The following is a 15,751-nucleotide window of genomic DNA, read 5'->3' on the forward strand; positions in this document are numbered from 1 at the left end:
TGTGATCCGATTAGTAGAAGTCCGATGAATTACGATCTAGAGCTGTATCCGCCCAACTGTCTTCAGCGAGGCATGCATCTTCCCGCTGCCGGGCGCGATGCAGCCCACGGCAGAGTTGCCTGATTTGCTCAGCGCGCGCCGACAAGCTAAGCAAGCGAATATCCTCCTTTCCTTCGGCGCAATCGGGCAGTCTGAGAGGCGACACCCTTCAATAAGGTCCGGCCGCGGACCGACTTGGCGAAACTGTCCCCACCACCTCACCGAGTGTGCGCGCCATGACATCTTTTGCCCAATCACACCCGCCGATTCATAGGCCGCAACTGCCGGATGGCGTCCGAATTTACGCGATCTCGGATATTCATGGCTGCTCGCATTTGCTGCAGCCCATGCTGCGGGTCATCGACGCCGACTTGGCCCACAGTCGGCCACGCTATGCGATCGAGGTGTTCATGGGCGACTATGTCGATCGCGGCCCGGACACGCGCGCCACGCTTGACCTCTTGGTCGAACGAAGCCGGCGGGGAAACTCGATTTTTCTCAAGGGAAACCACGAGGCATTTTTAGTGAGGGTTTTCGAAGACCCTTCGTTGTTTGAAGATTGGCTTCGCATCGGTGGCGCCCAGACACTCATGTCCTATGGACTCGCGCCGCCAGACCTGAAGCGCGACGACCCAGCGTCGATCATGCGCGATTTGATCCGCGCAATGCCGGGTGAGCATCTGGAGTTCCTGGACGAACTACGGCTTAGCTTTACCTGTGGAGATTTTTTCTTCGTCCACGCCGGCGTTCGCCCGGGTGTCCCCTTGGCAGAGCAAAGCGAAAGCGACCTGCTTTGGATTCGCGAAGAGTTCCTTCAGAGTGAGGAGCAGTTCGGCAAATATATCGTTCATGGTCACACGCCGGTGCGCACCGCCGAAGTTCTGGCAAACCGGGTCAACATCGATACGGGCGCCTACGCGACGGGCAATCTAACTCTCATGAGCATACAAGGCAGCCGGATGCTCGCGGTATGACTGCCCAGGATATGACTACCCTGGGAATGTCTCCCGATTTGTCGGGAAGATTGTTCCTGAAGCCAATGGAATGCCTCGGCGGTCACGAGCTAAGAGCATCACCTAGTTGAGCACGAGGGGCACTTCCCGTCCTGCCCGCCTGTCGGCCATCCAGTTGCGCCAGGCCCGCTCATGCTTGGCGTAGAGCTCCAGCCATCGTTGTCCCGGCTTGTTCTGATCGAAGCGAAGGCCAGGGCCGAGGGGCGCGTCGGGCTTGTCCAACGTCTCGAACTCGATGGTTTCCGCGATCGTCAAACCGAAAAGGACACGCTGTCCTGTACCGTCCACGATGTACCGTCGCGGTGCGTCCCTCATCGCCTGGGTCATGTTCTGTGTCGCCTATGGTCGTGAGAACAAAGGTGTCGCTCGCACGCTGGACGAGGCCTAAAAGGCACGTCGGACGTGTCCGAATGCCGAATTGGGAGTCGATCGGGACGTTCTGCGCGAGGTGCCGGAGGGCTCGTTCGTCGTCGTTCGTTGCGGGTGCCGGGTACGCAGCGCATAGCCCAACGTGACGCCGGCGCAGAAGATCAAAGCGAAGACCAATGCAGAAGCCATACGAGTCGTCCTGAATAGTGCGGTGCTCATCAAGAGTGAGCAGTGTGTCGACATCATGATTCTTGATATTCTTGGTGACTCTCCTGGTGCCAAAAAAATTGTCCACGCCTGATCTTGTCCTGAGCAATAGCATCCGAGGTGTTGGCTCAGCGCTAGCGCGGTCTTTGGCCGGCCGCACCGATCCGGGGTCACCTTCAAATCTGTTCTGTCCGAACAGTCCAGCTGGATTCGCGCACCTGAATAGCTGGATTTCGCAGCCGTTCTATGGAACGATGCGCTTGCAACCTTTTAGAGGCCGTCGCATTATTTCTCGCCCATTTCGAGAGGGATTGATCCAATGAACTTCCGCACCCTTGCTCCATCCATTGCTCTTTCTGTTCTTGGCCTTGCTTTGATAACGACCGCAGCTTCAGCCGCGGAGCTCGCGCTTGCTCCTGCGCATCATCGGTCGGCCTACGTCCGAACCGGTTACGTGTTTTGGGATGATGTCTACCCGCCTGCGATCTATGGCCCCAACCTTCGCTCGGTTGAGGAAGTCGCCGCGCTCAAGGCGGAGGCCCGGCCTGTGTCGCAACGCTGGTGGGGGTATTGGTACGCTCGGTGAACGGCACAGCGTTTAGCGACCAGCCGCGTTCACCCATGAATCGCCGCAACACCGGGCAGCCGGTGGCGGCGATTTTGTTTGAGCTTGCCTGGCCGATCCAACCATGATCACCGCATGGGCGGCAGCATGAGGCCCAAAACAGCGGCGGCAAGCCTATGTTTTTTCGCGGGATACTGGCTGCAAGCGCATGCTGCGGCCGCAGGTGAATGCGCCTTGCGGCCCGAGCGCTTCGTACTGCTTTCCGACACCGTGTATTGGGTTGTTTCAATCCCAGCCGGCACGGAATGCCTGCAAGGCCTGCGTGGCAGAACTCAGCTTCTGGATGAAGTTAAACTGGCAGAGGCGCCCAGTGCCGGTCATGTGACGATCGTCGGCCCGTCATTTCGCTACCAAGCCCCCTCACGTCCAGGGACTGACCGGTTTCGAATTGCGGTGTCAGGCGAAAACCGCAGGCAGCGCGGATCCTCGATCATCGCTGTGGAAGTGACCGTCAGATAGGGCCGTGCCGACTGGCGAGGAAGCGGAGCCGGAGCGCTGTCGTGCACTGGACGGCTCGATGGAGAAATTGAGGCAGCCCCAGCCCGTGCCGCCTAAACTCAGTTCCGTCGCGGAAGGATCCTCACGGAAGGCTGCTGCCGATTGCCGGCAAGCTTTCGAGGTCCCGTCGGGAACGCTGCTACTTCGCCTGCGCACCCCGGTCCCAGGGCCGCTTGCCATCCGCGCCCCTGTCCCACGGCCGCGCGGTCGGGGCGTCCTTCTCCTGCGTGGCGGCCTGCGCACGATCGGCCTGAACCCGTTCGCGATCGGTCAATGGGGCCTTCGTAACTTGCGGTTCGGGCTGCGCCAAGGCCGGCGTCGCGATGAGCAGCATCGCCAAAATCAATTTTTTCATCCCCGGCCTTAACACACTGGCCGCAGGCTGTCCGATCTATTCGGAGCCATAGCTCGAAGGAAAAGGCCCACAACGGTGGGCCTTTCGGTGAGAGCTGATGAATAGATCGCCCTATTTCTGATCTTCGTTGCTGGTGCCTGATCCGGGGCTTCCGATCGGCAAACCATTAGCTGAATGACCAACCCCGGAGTTACGCTCGGCTTGCGCGGCGGCCGGCGTCTTTCCGTTCGCGGTTGGGGGTTGGACGTTCGGATTGTTCTGGCTGGGGTTGGGGCTGCTCGTGTTCACGTTAGCGCCGGTGGTGGTGCCTTGAGTCCCTATGCCGGAAGGAGCCGAGGGGCCCGAGGTCGCGCTGCTCGACGAGGTGCCTGTCCCAGCACCAGAGCTTGCCGCCGAACCCGCGCCGCCGCCGGCTCCCCACCCGAGCCGCCACCGCCGCCTTGGGCGAACGCTGTCGACGAGAATGCTATGCAGGCAAGGACAACGAACAGAGGTTTGCGGATCATGGATGCGTCTCCCTGCGCTTGAACAGCAATCACGACAGACGCAGGAAGTTCCTTCGCTGCCGCGGTCCGAATTCCCTGCGAACAGGGAATTTTACAGCGAAAGCGCGCCTGCGGTGAGGCCGCTATCCCATGAAAATGCGAACATTTGCCTCGAAATTCAGTGCATCCGGGGCGCGATCCGCCAAATCCGAACAGGGAATTTATCGCTAGCGAACAGGGAATTTGCGTGCATACGGCTGGACGAAACAGGCGATGTGCGGGCTACGGATCCGTGCCGCATGCCGTGGCGCGAATAGCGCAAGCATCGCCTGTGGATCACCGCCAGTGCAGGGGCGGCGTCTGCGCACGGCGAGGAATCGCGAACAGTCGCCGAATTTAACTGGCAGCAGGGCCCTCCTAGGCTGTGTACTCATTAAGCAGCTGGCCGCGTTATGTCCGCACTTTCGGCAGACCTAAGCGTGCTGGCCTGGGGCCTCCCGACGGACAACGCCCGCATGTCCGTTGAGGGCAAAAGCGTCGCTCTGGCGGACGGCGGCAAACTTCCGGCTTTACCCCAATCGACCGACGGATAATTGCACCGTGTCAACGGAAGCGCCGGGCCAAAAGACGTGCACGCCCCACACCGCCGAAGACGTCAGCTAGGAAGCCAAGAGCAAGCGCTGCCGGAACCATCACCGGTTGATCATCCCGCAGGGCCCCGCTCGCCGAGTCGCACAACGGGCGTGAATAGTATGATGTATGCAAGATCCTGCTTGCGCGGCGAGACGCCGGCAGCGTCTCCGCAAATGTCCGTGCTTGATCTCGACTAATGGCTCTGTTTGGATAGTTGCCTTTCGGCAACTCATAATTCGGATAATCCTAGTGAATGAAATAGATGGACGCGGCCGTTCAGTGGGGGCTCTTTCACAAGAAAGCATCGGGACCGTCAACCGCACTGGCATCGGGAATCGGCTACTGGCAGCGCTGCCGCCAGCGGATCTCAGCTTGCTCACGCCCTACTTCCAGAAGATCTCGTTTGAGCCAGATGCGGTTCTGGTGCGCTCGGGCGATGAGATGGACCCGGTCTATTTTCCCCATAGCGGCGCAATCGCCTTCATGCTCGATATGCCGGACGGGCAAACGGTCGCAACCACCTTGATGGGACGGGAAGGCGCTTTGGCCTCTTTCTCCGTACTCGGCCCATCGCTTTCATCCGTGACCGCGATTGCACGCATCGCTGGCACAGCATCATTGATTTCCGCCGCCAAATTTCGGGATGCCTATGCGCAAAGCGCAGCCATCAGGAATGTCGTTCAGCTCCACGCCCGCGCGGTGTTATTGCAACTCCAGCACGTAGCCGCTTGCAACGCGCTGCACCGGGTGGATGGCCGCATGGCGCGGTGGCTTCTGCAGCTTCACGACCGCGTTCCAGATGACCTCCTTCCGGTGACGCAGGAGGCGCTTGCGCAATTGCTTGGGGTGCGGCGGACGACAGTGACTCTGACGATGAGCAAGCTGCGCGCGGCCGGCGCCGTCCCCTCCGACCGGCGCGGGTTTATCGAGATCGACCGGGTGCGGCTCGAGCGCGTTGTATGCGACTGCTATGCGCTCATGCAGCGCAAGATCGATCGGATGTATTGCCAGGAATTGTCCGCGCCCCAGCCTACCCGTGCGCCGTTCCGGGAAAGCGCCATCGTCTCGTCCGGCGGAGCGAGTGGTGAATCCAGAGCCGTTTCGCAGAAATAGAGACCATGCGATAGCCGCCTTCGGTCAGAAGCTGCCATTAGGTAGCAGGCCGGCGCAGGTCCGCAACGGGACATGAGCCGACTTCGCTCCAAGCAGCGATACTTGTCAGGCTCCTTAGCGGCCGTAGGGGAAGCAGCGGTGGCGATCGAGTGTGAGACCGAAATGCGCTCCTAGCGCAGCGATGGCCGCATCCTGCTCAGGATAAGGATCGGCATTGCATGCGGCAACGATGATGATCCGGAACCCGCCGCGATCCTTGCCACCCGGTGGCAGCATCGCTGTAGCCAGTGGATTACCCTCCCTGTCACGCAACGTGAGGAAAAGCGGCATCTCTCGCTGTACATGGGCCTCGAGGCCGATGTCGCGCTCGATCGCGTTGGGCTGCTCCGGACGCCAGGATTGGACTGCCTTCTCTCGCTCGCGGCAGAAATATTTCTCGACTGTGTGGCGCATCAGGCGCGACTCTTGCACCGCTTCACCTTCCGTTTCGATACGGAACCAGGTCTTACCCTTCGGCGTGTCGCAAACATACTGCATTTCGCCCATCCTGATCGCCGCAATTCTAGGGCGGCGGGCCCGCAAAGCCAGAATGTCATTCTCGTCGCGTTTCGATCTTTGCGTTTTTACACAGCCAGGGTCAATCGCGTCACTTTGGCCGCGTGCCGTTCTCTACCGGTCTACCCCTGTGAACGGATATCGTCAGACCGCTTCGGCATGTCTCAATGGGCCAACAGGCGACATGGTACCACCACGGCCGGCACTTGGCCGGGATCGATACTTCACGCCTTTTTGGTAAACCAAATCGTTGGAGCTTTCGCTACTCCCGCATTCTGCATGGCATTCTTCAATTCAGCACTCTCCGCGAAGGCTTGCGCAGCTTCAATCGTGGCAAACTCGTGAGTTACTGTGATGTCATTGGGATTTTCGACTGCTCGGTAGACAGCCTCGGCTGTTACGCCCTTCGTCTTCTGAACCGAAGCAAAATCGTCGTAAACTTTCCGCCAGGTCTTGTAGTCGGAAACCGTGTGTCTAACAAACATAGTCGTCATCAGATGTTCCTCCCAGACTGGTCGTAGCAATCTTTCCACGAACGCTTGAAACAGCACTTCCAGTCGCACCAGTATAATACCGGCCATCGCTTGGAGCTATTTCATTTCCGGGTTGCACTGATGGCATCGGACCTTGCCCTTTGTCCGATAAAACTGAGGCGTGCTGCCACTTCGCTGATGGGCTAGCTCCGGGCGGTCTTGCGGGAGCAGCATCATCGCCTCCGCACTCGACGCCAATAGGTCGTGGCCGCGCACTTACTGCGACCCGCCACAGGACCAGTCAGTGACACTGACTTGCGTATTCAGTTGGTCGCAGTGTGAAGTTGCTGACGCCGGGTCCGAACTTCAGGCCTAAGCAAACTGAGGCATTATGCCTCTTGGGCGAAACACCCATTTCTAGGGCGCGTCCGTTCTCGTAGAATGTGGTTGCCCTTGAAGCGGGATGTGCCGAAGTCACCGTTCGGGACGAACGAGCAGTACTAGCGCTGTCGGCAGGTACGCTAGCCTAAGAGACCGCCCCCTTTTCGGTTTCACACCACGATTTCACATTCCACACGCGCGCAGCTTTTGCGGCGGCTTGTTGCAAGTAACCCAGGGAGAAAAGCGATGAGCAAGATCGATCGAAGGTCTGCATTGACATTCGGGTTGGCAGCGGCATCGGCGGCCATGATAAAGCCCGCCGCCGCTCAAACGACGGGCTACAAGGACACAACTCCGTGGCCAGGTGTGGTGGTGCGTGAGTATGATGGCGAGACACCATCGCTGATCCCGGGTTTTAAAACCGTCTCAATGCGCGACATCATCATGCAGCCGGGATCGAAGACCATGGGGCCCCCGATGATGAATGCCATGGTCTGCCATATCACCGAAGGAGAGCTTCGGCTTGAGCAGGACGAAAAGACCTTTACCGGCAAGAAGAATTTTGTCTGGACCTGCAACAAGGACACAAAGGAGCAGGCGTTCAATGATGGGAACGTGGTCGCGATTATGCGGATCACGGACCTAAAGGCTTAAGGTGCGTTTCTTCGCAAAAAAAACGATTGTAGTTGGGAATGGCGCACGCGACGGCGCACCGATCGGGTCGGTTTGCCCTCTGACGTGACTTCCTGGTTGCGCCGAACTCTAGATATGTCGCTGCGCTAACCGACGCGAGACAAACGTCTAAGGGCTAGTTGGCGGACGATATGAAATCGACGAGCGCCGCGACAATTGGTCGGGGCGTCTCAATTCAAGACTACTGCAACATGAGAGAGAGAGAGAGAGAGAGAGAGAGAGAGAGAGAGAGAGAGAGAGAGAGAGAGAGAGAGAGAGAGAGAGAGAGAGAGAGAGAGGGAGAGGGAGAGAGAGAGGGAGGCCGATGTCTGAATTGGGGTCACAAGCGGTCCTCGACCGGCCTGCTCCCGACAGGTCGGCTATGGGCCACTTCCGGACTCATGCATCGCAGCAACCCTAATCTATTCTATTACCTCGTCGGCGCGAGCGAGGAGATAGGGCGGGATAGTGAGGCCGATGCGCTTTGCTGTTTTGAGATTGATGGCCAACTCAGAATCTGGTCGGTTGTTCGACCGGAAGGTCGGCGGGGCGAGCGCCCTTTAGAATTTTTCCTGTATAGTCGGCAAGCTGACGCTGAACATCCGTAATGCGAGGCGAATAACTCATAAGTCCGCCGGATTTGACGAAAAACGACCATTCATAAGTCGCCGGGATCCGGTACTGCTCGCACAACGCTGCGAGTTGATCTCGACGTGCAATATAAAATGCATCTGGACTGACAAGCAGCGCGGAATGCTTCCGGTTTCTGACTTCGCCGAAGGCAGCAGCAATTTGCTCGTCCGTACTCGCCTTCAGAACGTGAATTTCTCGGTCAAGCGACTTAGCCGCAGCTTCGGCATCCGAGACCACTACATTCGAATTTGGATTCGTTGGATTTACCAGCATTGCGATTGTTGCCCCTGGCGGCGTCAACTCTGCCAATAACTCAAGTCGCTTGGCGGTGAGTTGCGGGGTGTACATGCTCACGCCAGTCGCATTTCCTCCTGGCCTGTTCAAACTGGAAACAACGCCAAGATGTACCGGGTCCATGGCAATCGCAAACACGATCGGAATCGTCTTAGTCGCTGCCGTTGTCGCCAAAACTCCGTTTGTACCAGTCGCGGCGACGATTACTTGAACGCGATCCCGAATAAGACCTGCGATCAATTCCGGAAAGCGATCATACTTTCCCTCAGCGAAGCGGTACTCGATCGTGACGTTCTGGCCTTCTACAAAGCCATGGGCGCGGAGACCATCCCGAAAGGCGACGAGCAGTTCCTTGCTCTTGTCGGCCGAGTCGAAGCCGAGATAACCAATTGTTGGAAGCGTGCCCGTTTCCGCGTATGCCGCACAAGGCGAGACCATTGTTGCGATTATGAAAAGCGCAATCAAATCTCGCCGCTTCATTGGAACCCTCAACGATCGTGAGAGCAGACGACTGATGAAATACAGGTATGCTCTTCGTCCCGCTCGATGCAGATTGTCGCACGCCCGAAAATGCTGCAGCGCAATGCTGCTCTTAACTCGAGGCAGCTATGGGTCAAAGGCAGCCCTCGGCAGCTTGCATGATCGGGTCGGCTCATCTCCCGGAAGCGGCCCTCGCAGCGCTCTAACTGAGGTCGGTGACGGGCCATGCGTGGAAGTCGTTCGTACACTGGCTACTCGCAAGCCGAGCGAGACGGATCGCTCGGCTACAATTTAGTTATGGCAGCCCAGCAACGAGGCAAATGTCTGTGAGGTCTTCCCATTCGACGAGATTTGCGATGTCCGTGATGTGCGTGTCGAGATTTATGTCTCTGCTGAGGAGATGCGAGCGTTCTGCCAATCCCGTAAGCGTAAGCGCATAGACTTTGTGGCCCTGCTTTTCGAGCCTCTCGGTGACGCCAACACCAAGCTCCGTAAAAGACTCCGCCAATAAGAACAAACGTCTTTTGCGCGGATTGAGCACGTGCGCTGCTGATGCTTGATGAAGTTACCGAGACCGCGCTTACTCCGGCCGCGAGACTGCCGATCAATCTGCGGCGGGTGACGTCTGACAAGGTCATGAAATCAAAAAAATTGGGTACCATACGAGTGCAACAGTGTAATCGCCAAAACCGAACAAATGGAAGATGACTTCAGCGGCCTTCGAAGGAATATTTTTTTGACCGGTCACTGACTTCCGCCATGGGTCACAAGCGGCGGTCGGCGACAGTGTCCGGTCCACCTCAAACGGCCGACCTTGCGCCGCCTCGGGTGTAGTCTTCAGCTCCGGGCCGACGTTGTAGGCAATCAGGTTGAGGAGGAAGTCGGGGGTGACGCGAGTTGGGCCTCGATGTTGGGTCTTTGCTCGCCTCGTGTTAGACATCGCCTGACCGACCAGGGAGAACAGCCATGACCGCCGAGTTCGATGAAGACCGCTTCAATATGGCTATCCGTAAATTTCTGAAGCATGTTGGAGTTACATCGCAGCGCGAAATCGAAAACCTAGTGCGCAGCGGGGCGGTGAAAGGTGGCCAGCTCAAACTGCGAATGACCCTGTCGGCTGAGGGAACGGCGCTGAAACATGTAGTCGAGGAAACAATCGCACTCTGACGATGTCCCGGCTGCCCCGACATTGCCGCCCTGTTGGTGGAGCATTCAATCCTGTTGATTTCCAGCAACGACTGCTTTGGGTCATTTTCGACAGTTTTGGCACAGAGTGCGGGATGGTTGATGCCCGTTCCTGTCCAAAAGGCGCGTACCAGTGTCTGCCCATGAGCGTTGCGTTTGGCCGGATTGCCGTGATTCAAACTCCCGAACTGGAGCTCGAATCATGCGCTACGAACTCGCTGACTATGAATGGACCGCTATCAAGCCGATGCTGCCGAACAAGCCGCGTGGCGTCCCCCGGTCGAACGACAGACGGGTCCTCTTCTGGATCCTTCGATCAGGAGCACCCTGGCGTGATCTGCCGGCGGCGTTTGGGCCATACACCACTTGCTATAACCGCTTCGTCAGGCGGCGGCGGGCTGGCGTCTGGGGCCGCATCATAAAAGCGCTTGCCACTGCCCATGATGCCGCTACCCAGATGATCGACACCTCCATTGTCAGCGTACATCAGCATGGGGCCTGCATCGCAAGGAACCAGCCAATCGATGGGAAGGTCCCGCGGCGGTTTGACGAGCAAAATCCATGCGGTGGTCGACAGCAATGGTCTGCCGGTACGGTTGGCGCTGAGCCCCGGTAAGGCCAATCCGTTCGACTTGCCGGAAAACTGCTGTCTCGTCTGAAAATCCGGATCAATGTTGCTTGCGGACCGTGGCTATGACGCGGACTGGATCAGGGAGCTTGCCATGAAGAAGGGCGCGCGTGGGCCAACATCCCGCCGAAGAGCAATCGCAGCGATCCGATCTGCTTCAGCCCATATCTCTACCGGCAACCGGGTTGAGCGGTTCTTCAATCGGATCAAACAATGTCGTCGGGTGGCGAGGCGGTACATAGGCTGGCCGCCAACTACCTTGCCTTCGTTCAGCTCGCGTCAATCAGGCTATGGCTGCGTCTTTATGAGTCCGCGTCCTAGTTCTTGCCAAGGCGGTCCGATGCAACATCGCGATGTGCGGTTTCGTTCTTCCCCTTGTCGTCGATGCCGCGCGAAGGGCTGGTGTCCGGCTGGGCGCTGGTACCTTGCCGAGACCGAGCTGCTGGGCGGCTGCGATGCCGATCGTCACCTTGCACGATCTGAGCGAGGTGCCAGCTCCGGATACTGCGACTTGCGCTCAAATGCTTGAGCAAGGACGCCGCCTGGGACGTGGCCGGCCCCGCGGGTCGAGCTGATCGAGCTGATGAACCGCGCGACGTCTGGATCCATGCGCAATGGGATGAGGCGAAGGTGCCTTAGCGGCCGTTGGTGGAAGCTATGCTTAAAATCGTTCAGGGCGCGGGACGGATAAGACAAGCCGACCGCCCAGCCTCTTTCCGCATCAGCCGCGCTTCTTGTGAGCGGATGGCTTAAATTCCACGACCTCGTGCTGCTCGCTGGAATCCGAGTGCCCTTGTTGTTTTACGATGATCTCAAGCTCAAGAGCTTCGAAGGCGAGTTCATCCGCCAAGCGTTGAAAGAGCGCGCGCTTTTCGGCATCGGTCGCCGACTGACTCATAAGAGCAAAGTCTCTGGCGTCCGCGCGGAGCCTCTCCAATCGTCGCCTGAGGTCCTTCATCGTCTTGGCTCAGGTTCTAAACTCATCCTCGACGCAAACAGTAACCTTGCTGTCCGGGATGACGGATGATTCAACCACGGAAACAATATATTGGTTCTCCTAACTGTTAGTTAGCGGCGTATTCACCGTGCGGTGCATAGGCACGGTCGCCCATGGGACCAACTTTGGATGGACGGGCTGGTGGTCGCGGCGCGAGGCCTCGTCTCCGACCTTGCCGCAGGTCCACCCAGGGTGCCATCAAAGGTACATCAAGGTCTGAAACCGCACAGACCCGAGTTTTGCACGCATCAGGTCTACGGCACCAAGCTGCTGTGCGTCGAACATTGGCCGGGCGCGCGCCGCGGCAGGACCGGTTCAAGGCTTGAGTTAAATGGCGCGATATTAAATGATTCAATCATCCGGCTTCTGGCAGGCGAGTTGCGGCGCCAGCCATCGGGACCGACCCTGCGAAGCCCACCGGATCTCGGTCGCAAGTCTGCTCGCCGCTTCGCTCGCAGCTACAAACCCCGCTTTGTGATGCCGGGAACGCGTTTGGGCGAAACGGTTGTTCGTCGCTCGACCTGCGCTTTGGCGTCCAGCACTTTATCGCCAGCTCGCGCGGCGCGCGGCCGGCTCACTTGGTCCGAAAGACTGGGGCCCTTTCCAAACGTTCCGACCGGGGGACCATTTGTCGCGTGACCACCACTGATGTTTCCTTTGGCCTGTGCTGCCGGGGCTGATGCGTTTCGGGAGGGTAATGAGCCGATGATGATCTGGTCCTCGTTGCTTGTACCCGTCCCAATGGCCCCGATCGGCAGGCCATTTTGCGCGTGACCAACCCCGACATTTCTTGCGGCCTGTGCGGCCGTCCGCGACTTTGTCGGCGTGGCGGGTTCAACGTTCGGATTGTTCAATTGATTGTTGGTGCTCGGATTTGCGCCGGTGGCGGTGTCTTTCGTCCCCATTCCGGCAGGCGCTGAGGGACCAGCGCCGGCGCTACCCGCATTCGTCCCCATTCCGGCAGGCGCCGACGGACCAGCGCTGGCGCTGCTCGCGCTTGTCCCCGTGCCCGCACCCGCCGACCCAGCATTTGCGGCGCCTCCTGGCGCGAGGACCAGCATAGCTGAGCTGGCGACGATGGCGGCGAGCACCAAAGGGGTGGCATGGGGCATTGGACGATCTCCTTGCCAGACCGTTAACCATGATCCCCCGGCGCGGTTCCTCTGCGCCATGGCGGGTTCTGCCGCATAGTGCTGGACCGCACGCGCGCCCTCGATTGGTCACACGCAAAACGCAAAACCGCGCGAGCTACTATTGCCGATTCAAGGTGCCATTGCAGATTAGTCAGCAGCTCTGACGGAGGTGGCCGCTTTAATGTAACACTCGGGTTGCTTCTGCTAGCCGGACCTTCTCTCTCAGCTCCTCAAGATCCTCGAGCGCGTCGAGTAGTTGCATCAGATTGCGGGCAACATGTGCCAGATTGGGCTTTGGGCGTTTGAAAATTCGAATTTTTGGTCCCATTGCTAGACGTCTCCTCGCAACGAAAATCACTGGTCCGACTGATTGGCAAGGAGCGTGCCATCTGAGCGTCCGCGGAGAGCTCCGGTGATGGGAACGCCAGTCGCGCTCCCGCCCCAATCTAACAGGGAAGGAGAGCGCCAAAAGGCTTCGCCATCCCCCACATTGGGACGATTATCTCCCTCCCGGTTGCGAGTGAACTATGGGCTGCAAGCCGCGCGATGGCGGCAGCTGCGGAGCAAGCAACAGCCCTCGGCGCTCCGCACCGAGGTCTCGCAGCGATCGGACGCGTTGAAAACAGCTAATCCCTAGTCCTGCACGGCCTGGTCGGTCTGCAGCGGCGCGTGTGGCCGCCCCCTGTCTTGCGGCCGCGGAACGGTTGGCACAGGTTTGCGGATCGTGGCGGCAATTGGCCTGGGCAACGGCACTGGCGTCTTGGGGCGTAGGATCTGCTCGGAAGCGTTGGTGGTGATGCCGGCCAATTGTTCTTGGACCATCCTAAGCTGCTCGGCGGCATCCGCTCTGTCTCGCACCATTTGTGCCTGGACCGCCGTAAGCCGGTCGGAGAGCTGGCCAAGGTCGCGAACGATTTGATCTTGGCTGGCCTTGAGCTGCTCGATCGCTTGCGGCGGGTTCGTAAGGTCGCCCGCCAATCCCTGGAGCGCCAGCTCCGGCGAACTGGGGCCGGCTGCCTGGATCGCATCGTGCGGTGTAGTCAGCGGCCCCGGTTGCTGAAGTGCCACATAGGTTGCACTCGTCTGAGTGGTAGGCAGAGCCGAGGAGATCTCGGCTCTTTCTTGCGGCAACGAAGGTGAAACGGCACGCGCGGACCACCGATACATCATTGCTCTGACCGCATCGCCGTCGGATGACTGCGCTGCAAGAGCAGCTAAACAGATGCCGCTTGCCAACAGCAGACCGATCAGGCCGCGCAGTGCCGGCCTTCCGCGCAATGAGCTCGCCCCGCGGTCAGGTGGTCGAAACCATTTCGCGGAATTCTTCGGCTGAGAAGGGTGGCGCGTGCCATCCTGATCTAACTTGGAAAGCTGTTCGTTGACACGCGCCAGCTGTTCATCTGCACGTGCGATCTGATCATAGGCGTGGACGAGCCGTTCATCCGCGCGCGCAACAAGCTCGACGTCTTCTGGTGAGAGCGCGGGACCATGAATTTGTGAGCCGGGATATATCGGTTTAATCGGCGAATGCATCGGCGTTCCCCATCGCACCCAATGTCACCCGGACCGAGGCCGAGCATTAAATCGGGCAGGTCCACACTCCCCAATGCCGGTTTGACCAAAGCAAGGCCACAAGATGAAAACCGGAGGGCGGATTTTCGGCGACAGCGCACAGGGCTCTAATCCGTCGAGGGTCTTCGGGAACGACGGACGGCGGCGCATCGCCCGGCAACCCGACGGAGCTGGCCCTCGCGGTTCGCGGGCCCATTCAAAGCGGTCGTAGTCCCACCGACTGCACGCTTCTCCCCAAGCCCGCCACCAGGGCATCTCGACCACTCTCGAAGACCTGACTTTGGTGGTTACAACCCTGGCGCTGCACGCCACGAACTCCGCCGCGCGCATCGAGCAGATGCCTGCCAGCGGATGCATCTTCGTTGCGGCGAATTCGTTTCCTTGTCGCGATCGTAAACCGTTTTGAGGCCGCGGCTTCGGCCTTTCTGACCCGCTCTCGTAGCTCGATGAGCTGACGGTACTCGGCTTCCAGCGGGTCGCGATAGGAGAACTGGTGCACGATAGTTCAGATCCATACGACGAATATCGAATCATGGAAATCGAACTCGTTTTCAGGCAACCCCCGCTAACTGGTGGTTCGGGAAAAAAATTGTCCGATCGACGCGACGATATTCCGTCTCGGCAAGTTGGCAACGAATGTCACTCGTTAAGCTTGATGCTACCGAGGAGGCTGGATTGCGCCCGAGCTCGTGAACCGCCTACACGGAAGCTGTGGGATCGAGATGATCCTGATGCGCTGGAGCATCAGTTATCACCGCGCGGTAGCTTCGCGACTGACTTCGATACACCGACCGCAGATCAACTCGCCGTCCCCGGCCGGTGGCGCAAGAACTATCAGCTCTTCTGGCGCGAACTCTTCTTCGCAGTGATCGCAGCGGGGGATTTCGAGCATCCGCGCATTTGCTCACGCAGTTGTGGCGGAATTCGATTGCCTCTTTACCCGACCGCTCGCAAGAGCTTGATCAATACCCACGGCCGAGCTGCACCAAGTTCGTTCCCAATCGGGAACGTTGCTGAAGAAATCCCGGACGTTGCAGATTTACAACCCGCGCAGCCATTCGCGATACTAAGCTCGTCCATGGAGACGACCAGACATGCTTACTTCAACATGATCGCGGGGGGCGAAATGTATGATGTCTATCGCAATGACAGGCGCTTCTTGCTCGTTCTAAGTTCAGGCTCTCCCGTGCCCGTGCTTTACTCTGCACATAAGTGGCGGAAGAGCAGGAAACGAGTTCTCAAGGTCAGCGACGAAATCAAGTCAGCCGTTCAGGCACAAGGCTATTACGTCCGCAGCCTGCGGATCACCAAGGAGCGAATGATCGACGTCGAGTAGGTGGCGAGCGGGTGTTCTCGTTGGCGCGTTTGATCACCAGCAACCAAGCCGCCATAAGCGCGCTGTTCCGCGTCG

General features: G+C 58.9%; 17 protein-coding genes and 1 pseudogene. 9 read left to right on the forward strand and 9 right to left on the reverse strand.

Annotated elements, in window-relative coordinates:
- The first annotated feature begins 275 nt into the window (after positions 1–275).
- Positions 276–1,013 (forward strand): metallophosphoesterase family protein, encoded by a 738-nt coding sequence (locus AB3L03_RS09865; protein WP_026233678.1) that lies wholly within the window; start codon positions 276–278, stop codon positions 1,011–1,013.
- A 102-nt stretch (positions 1,014–1,115) separates the two neighbouring features.
- Here the strand turns inward: AB3L03_RS09865 and AB3L03_RS09870 are convergent, their stop codons facing one another.
- Positions 1,116–1,379, reverse strand: coding sequence for a hypothetical protein (locus AB3L03_RS09870; protein ID WP_368508485.1), 264 nt, complete (start codon positions 1,377–1,379; stop codon positions 1,116–1,118).
- 184 nt (positions 1,380–1,563) lie between these two features.
- On the opposite strand from AB3L03_RS09870, the gene AB3L03_RS09875 reads away from it, so the two are divergent.
- From AB3L03_RS09875 to AB3L03_RS09885, 3 genes are all read left to right on the forward strand, one after another.
- A complete protein-coding gene (locus tag AB3L03_RS09875) occupies positions 1,564–1,722 on the forward strand; it encodes a hypothetical protein (RefSeq protein WP_204513780.1) in 159 nt (52 codons plus the stop codon).
- A 225-nt stretch (positions 1,723–1,947) separates the two neighbouring features.
- Entirely contained in the window at positions 1,948–2,214 is a 267-nt protein-coding gene (locus AB3L03_RS09880; protein ID WP_204513779.1) for a hypothetical protein, read from the forward strand.
- Between the two features lie 114 nt (positions 2,215–2,328).
- Positions 2,329–2,712: a hypothetical protein gene (locus AB3L03_RS09885; RefSeq protein WP_143273163.1), complete on the forward strand. Its 384-nt coding sequence runs from the start codon at positions 2,329–2,331 to the stop codon at positions 2,710–2,712.
- Between the two features lie 178 nt (positions 2,713–2,890).
- On the opposite strand, the gene AB3L03_RS09890 is transcribed toward AB3L03_RS09885, so the two are convergent.
- Positions 2,891–3,106, reverse strand: a complete 216-nt coding sequence (locus AB3L03_RS09890) for a hypothetical protein (protein WP_204513778.1) — start codon at positions 3,104–3,106, stop codon at positions 2,891–2,893.
- A 1,397-nt stretch (positions 3,107–4,503) separates the two neighbouring features.
- Here AB3L03_RS09890 and AB3L03_RS09895 point away from each other — a divergent pair.
- Positions 4,504–5,337, forward strand: a complete 834-nt coding sequence (locus tag AB3L03_RS09895) for a Crp/Fnr family transcriptional regulator (RefSeq protein ID WP_204514099.1) — start codon at positions 4,504–4,506, stop codon at positions 5,335–5,337.
- A 114-nt stretch (positions 5,338–5,451) separates the two neighbouring features.
- Here the strand turns inward: AB3L03_RS09895 and AB3L03_RS09900 are convergent, their stop codons facing one another.
- Together AB3L03_RS09900 and AB3L03_RS09905 are read right to left on the reverse strand one after the other, a co-directional pair.
- Complete coding sequence (locus tag AB3L03_RS09900) at positions 5,452–5,883, reverse strand: hypothetical protein (RefSeq protein ID WP_018460247.1); 432 nt, start codon at positions 5,881–5,883, stop codon at positions 5,452–5,454.
- A 233-nt stretch (positions 5,884–6,116) separates the two neighbouring features.
- On the reverse strand, positions 6,117–6,386 hold the full coding sequence (locus AB3L03_RS09905) for a cyclase (protein ID WP_026233982.1): 270 nt from the start codon (positions 6,384–6,386) through the stop codon (positions 6,117–6,119).
- A 606-nt stretch (positions 6,387–6,992) separates the two neighbouring features.
- Here AB3L03_RS09905 and AB3L03_RS09910 point away from each other — a divergent pair.
- Positions 6,993–7,400, forward strand: a complete 408-nt coding sequence (locus tag AB3L03_RS09910) for a hypothetical protein (RefSeq protein WP_085349974.1) — start codon at positions 6,993–6,995, stop codon at positions 7,398–7,400.
- 528 nt (positions 7,401–7,928) lie between these two features.
- On the opposite strand, the gene AB3L03_RS09915 is transcribed toward AB3L03_RS09910, so the two are convergent.
- Positions 7,929–8,825, reverse strand: coding sequence for an ABC transporter substrate-binding protein (locus AB3L03_RS09915; protein ID WP_368508486.1), 897 nt, complete (start codon positions 8,823–8,825; stop codon positions 7,929–7,931).
- A gap of 966 nt (positions 8,826–9,791) precedes the next feature.
- On the opposite strand from AB3L03_RS09915, the gene AB3L03_RS09920 reads away from it, so the two are divergent.
- Together AB3L03_RS09920 and AB3L03_RS09925 are read left to right on the forward strand one after the other, a co-directional pair.
- Positions 9,792–9,992, forward strand: a complete 201-nt coding sequence (locus AB3L03_RS09920; protein ID WP_085349977.1) for a DUF6494 family protein — start codon at positions 9,792–9,794, stop codon at positions 9,990–9,992.
- Positions 9,993–10,212: 220 nt separating this feature from the next.
- Positions 10,213–10,959, forward strand: a pseudogene (locus AB3L03_RS09925) (IS5 family transposase).
- Between the two features lie 400 nt (positions 10,960–11,359).
- Here AB3L03_RS09925 and AB3L03_RS09930 read toward each other — a convergent pair.
- The 4 genes from AB3L03_RS09930 to AB3L03_RS09945 form a co-directional block, all read right to left on the reverse strand.
- Entirely contained in the window at positions 11,360–11,596 is a 237-nt protein-coding gene (locus AB3L03_RS09930) for a hypothetical protein (RefSeq protein WP_085349978.1), read from the reverse strand.
- A gap of 497 nt (positions 11,597–12,093) precedes the next feature.
- The gene (locus AB3L03_RS09935; RefSeq protein ID WP_240543094.1) at positions 12,094–12,540 is read right to left on the reverse strand and encodes a hypothetical protein; all 447 of its coding nucleotides are present in this window, start codon (positions 12,538–12,540) and stop codon (positions 12,094–12,096) included.
- 861 nt (positions 12,541–13,401) lie between these two features.
- Positions 13,402–14,301 carry a hypothetical protein gene (locus AB3L03_RS09940; protein WP_085349980.1) on the reverse strand — a complete coding sequence of 300 codons (900 nt, stop codon included), beginning with the start codon at positions 14,299–14,301 and terminating at the stop codon, positions 13,402–13,404.
- A gap of 235 nt (positions 14,302–14,536) precedes the next feature.
- Complete coding sequence (locus AB3L03_RS09945) at positions 14,537–14,839, reverse strand: hypothetical protein (protein WP_368508487.1); 303 nt, start codon at positions 14,837–14,839, stop codon at positions 14,537–14,539.
- Positions 14,840–15,466: 627 nt separating this feature from the next.
- On the opposite strand from AB3L03_RS09945, the gene AB3L03_RS09950 reads away from it, so the two are divergent.
- A complete protein-coding gene (locus AB3L03_RS09950; RefSeq protein ID WP_007595423.1) occupies positions 15,467–15,676 on the forward strand; it encodes a hypothetical protein in 210 nt (69 codons plus the stop codon).
- Positions 15,677–15,751: the final 75 nt, after the last annotated feature.

Origin of the sequence: Bradyrhizobium lupini (assembly GCF_040939785.1) — a bacterium.
GTDB lineage: Bacteria > Pseudomonadota > Alphaproteobacteria > Rhizobiales > Xanthobacteraceae > Bradyrhizobium > Bradyrhizobium canariense_D.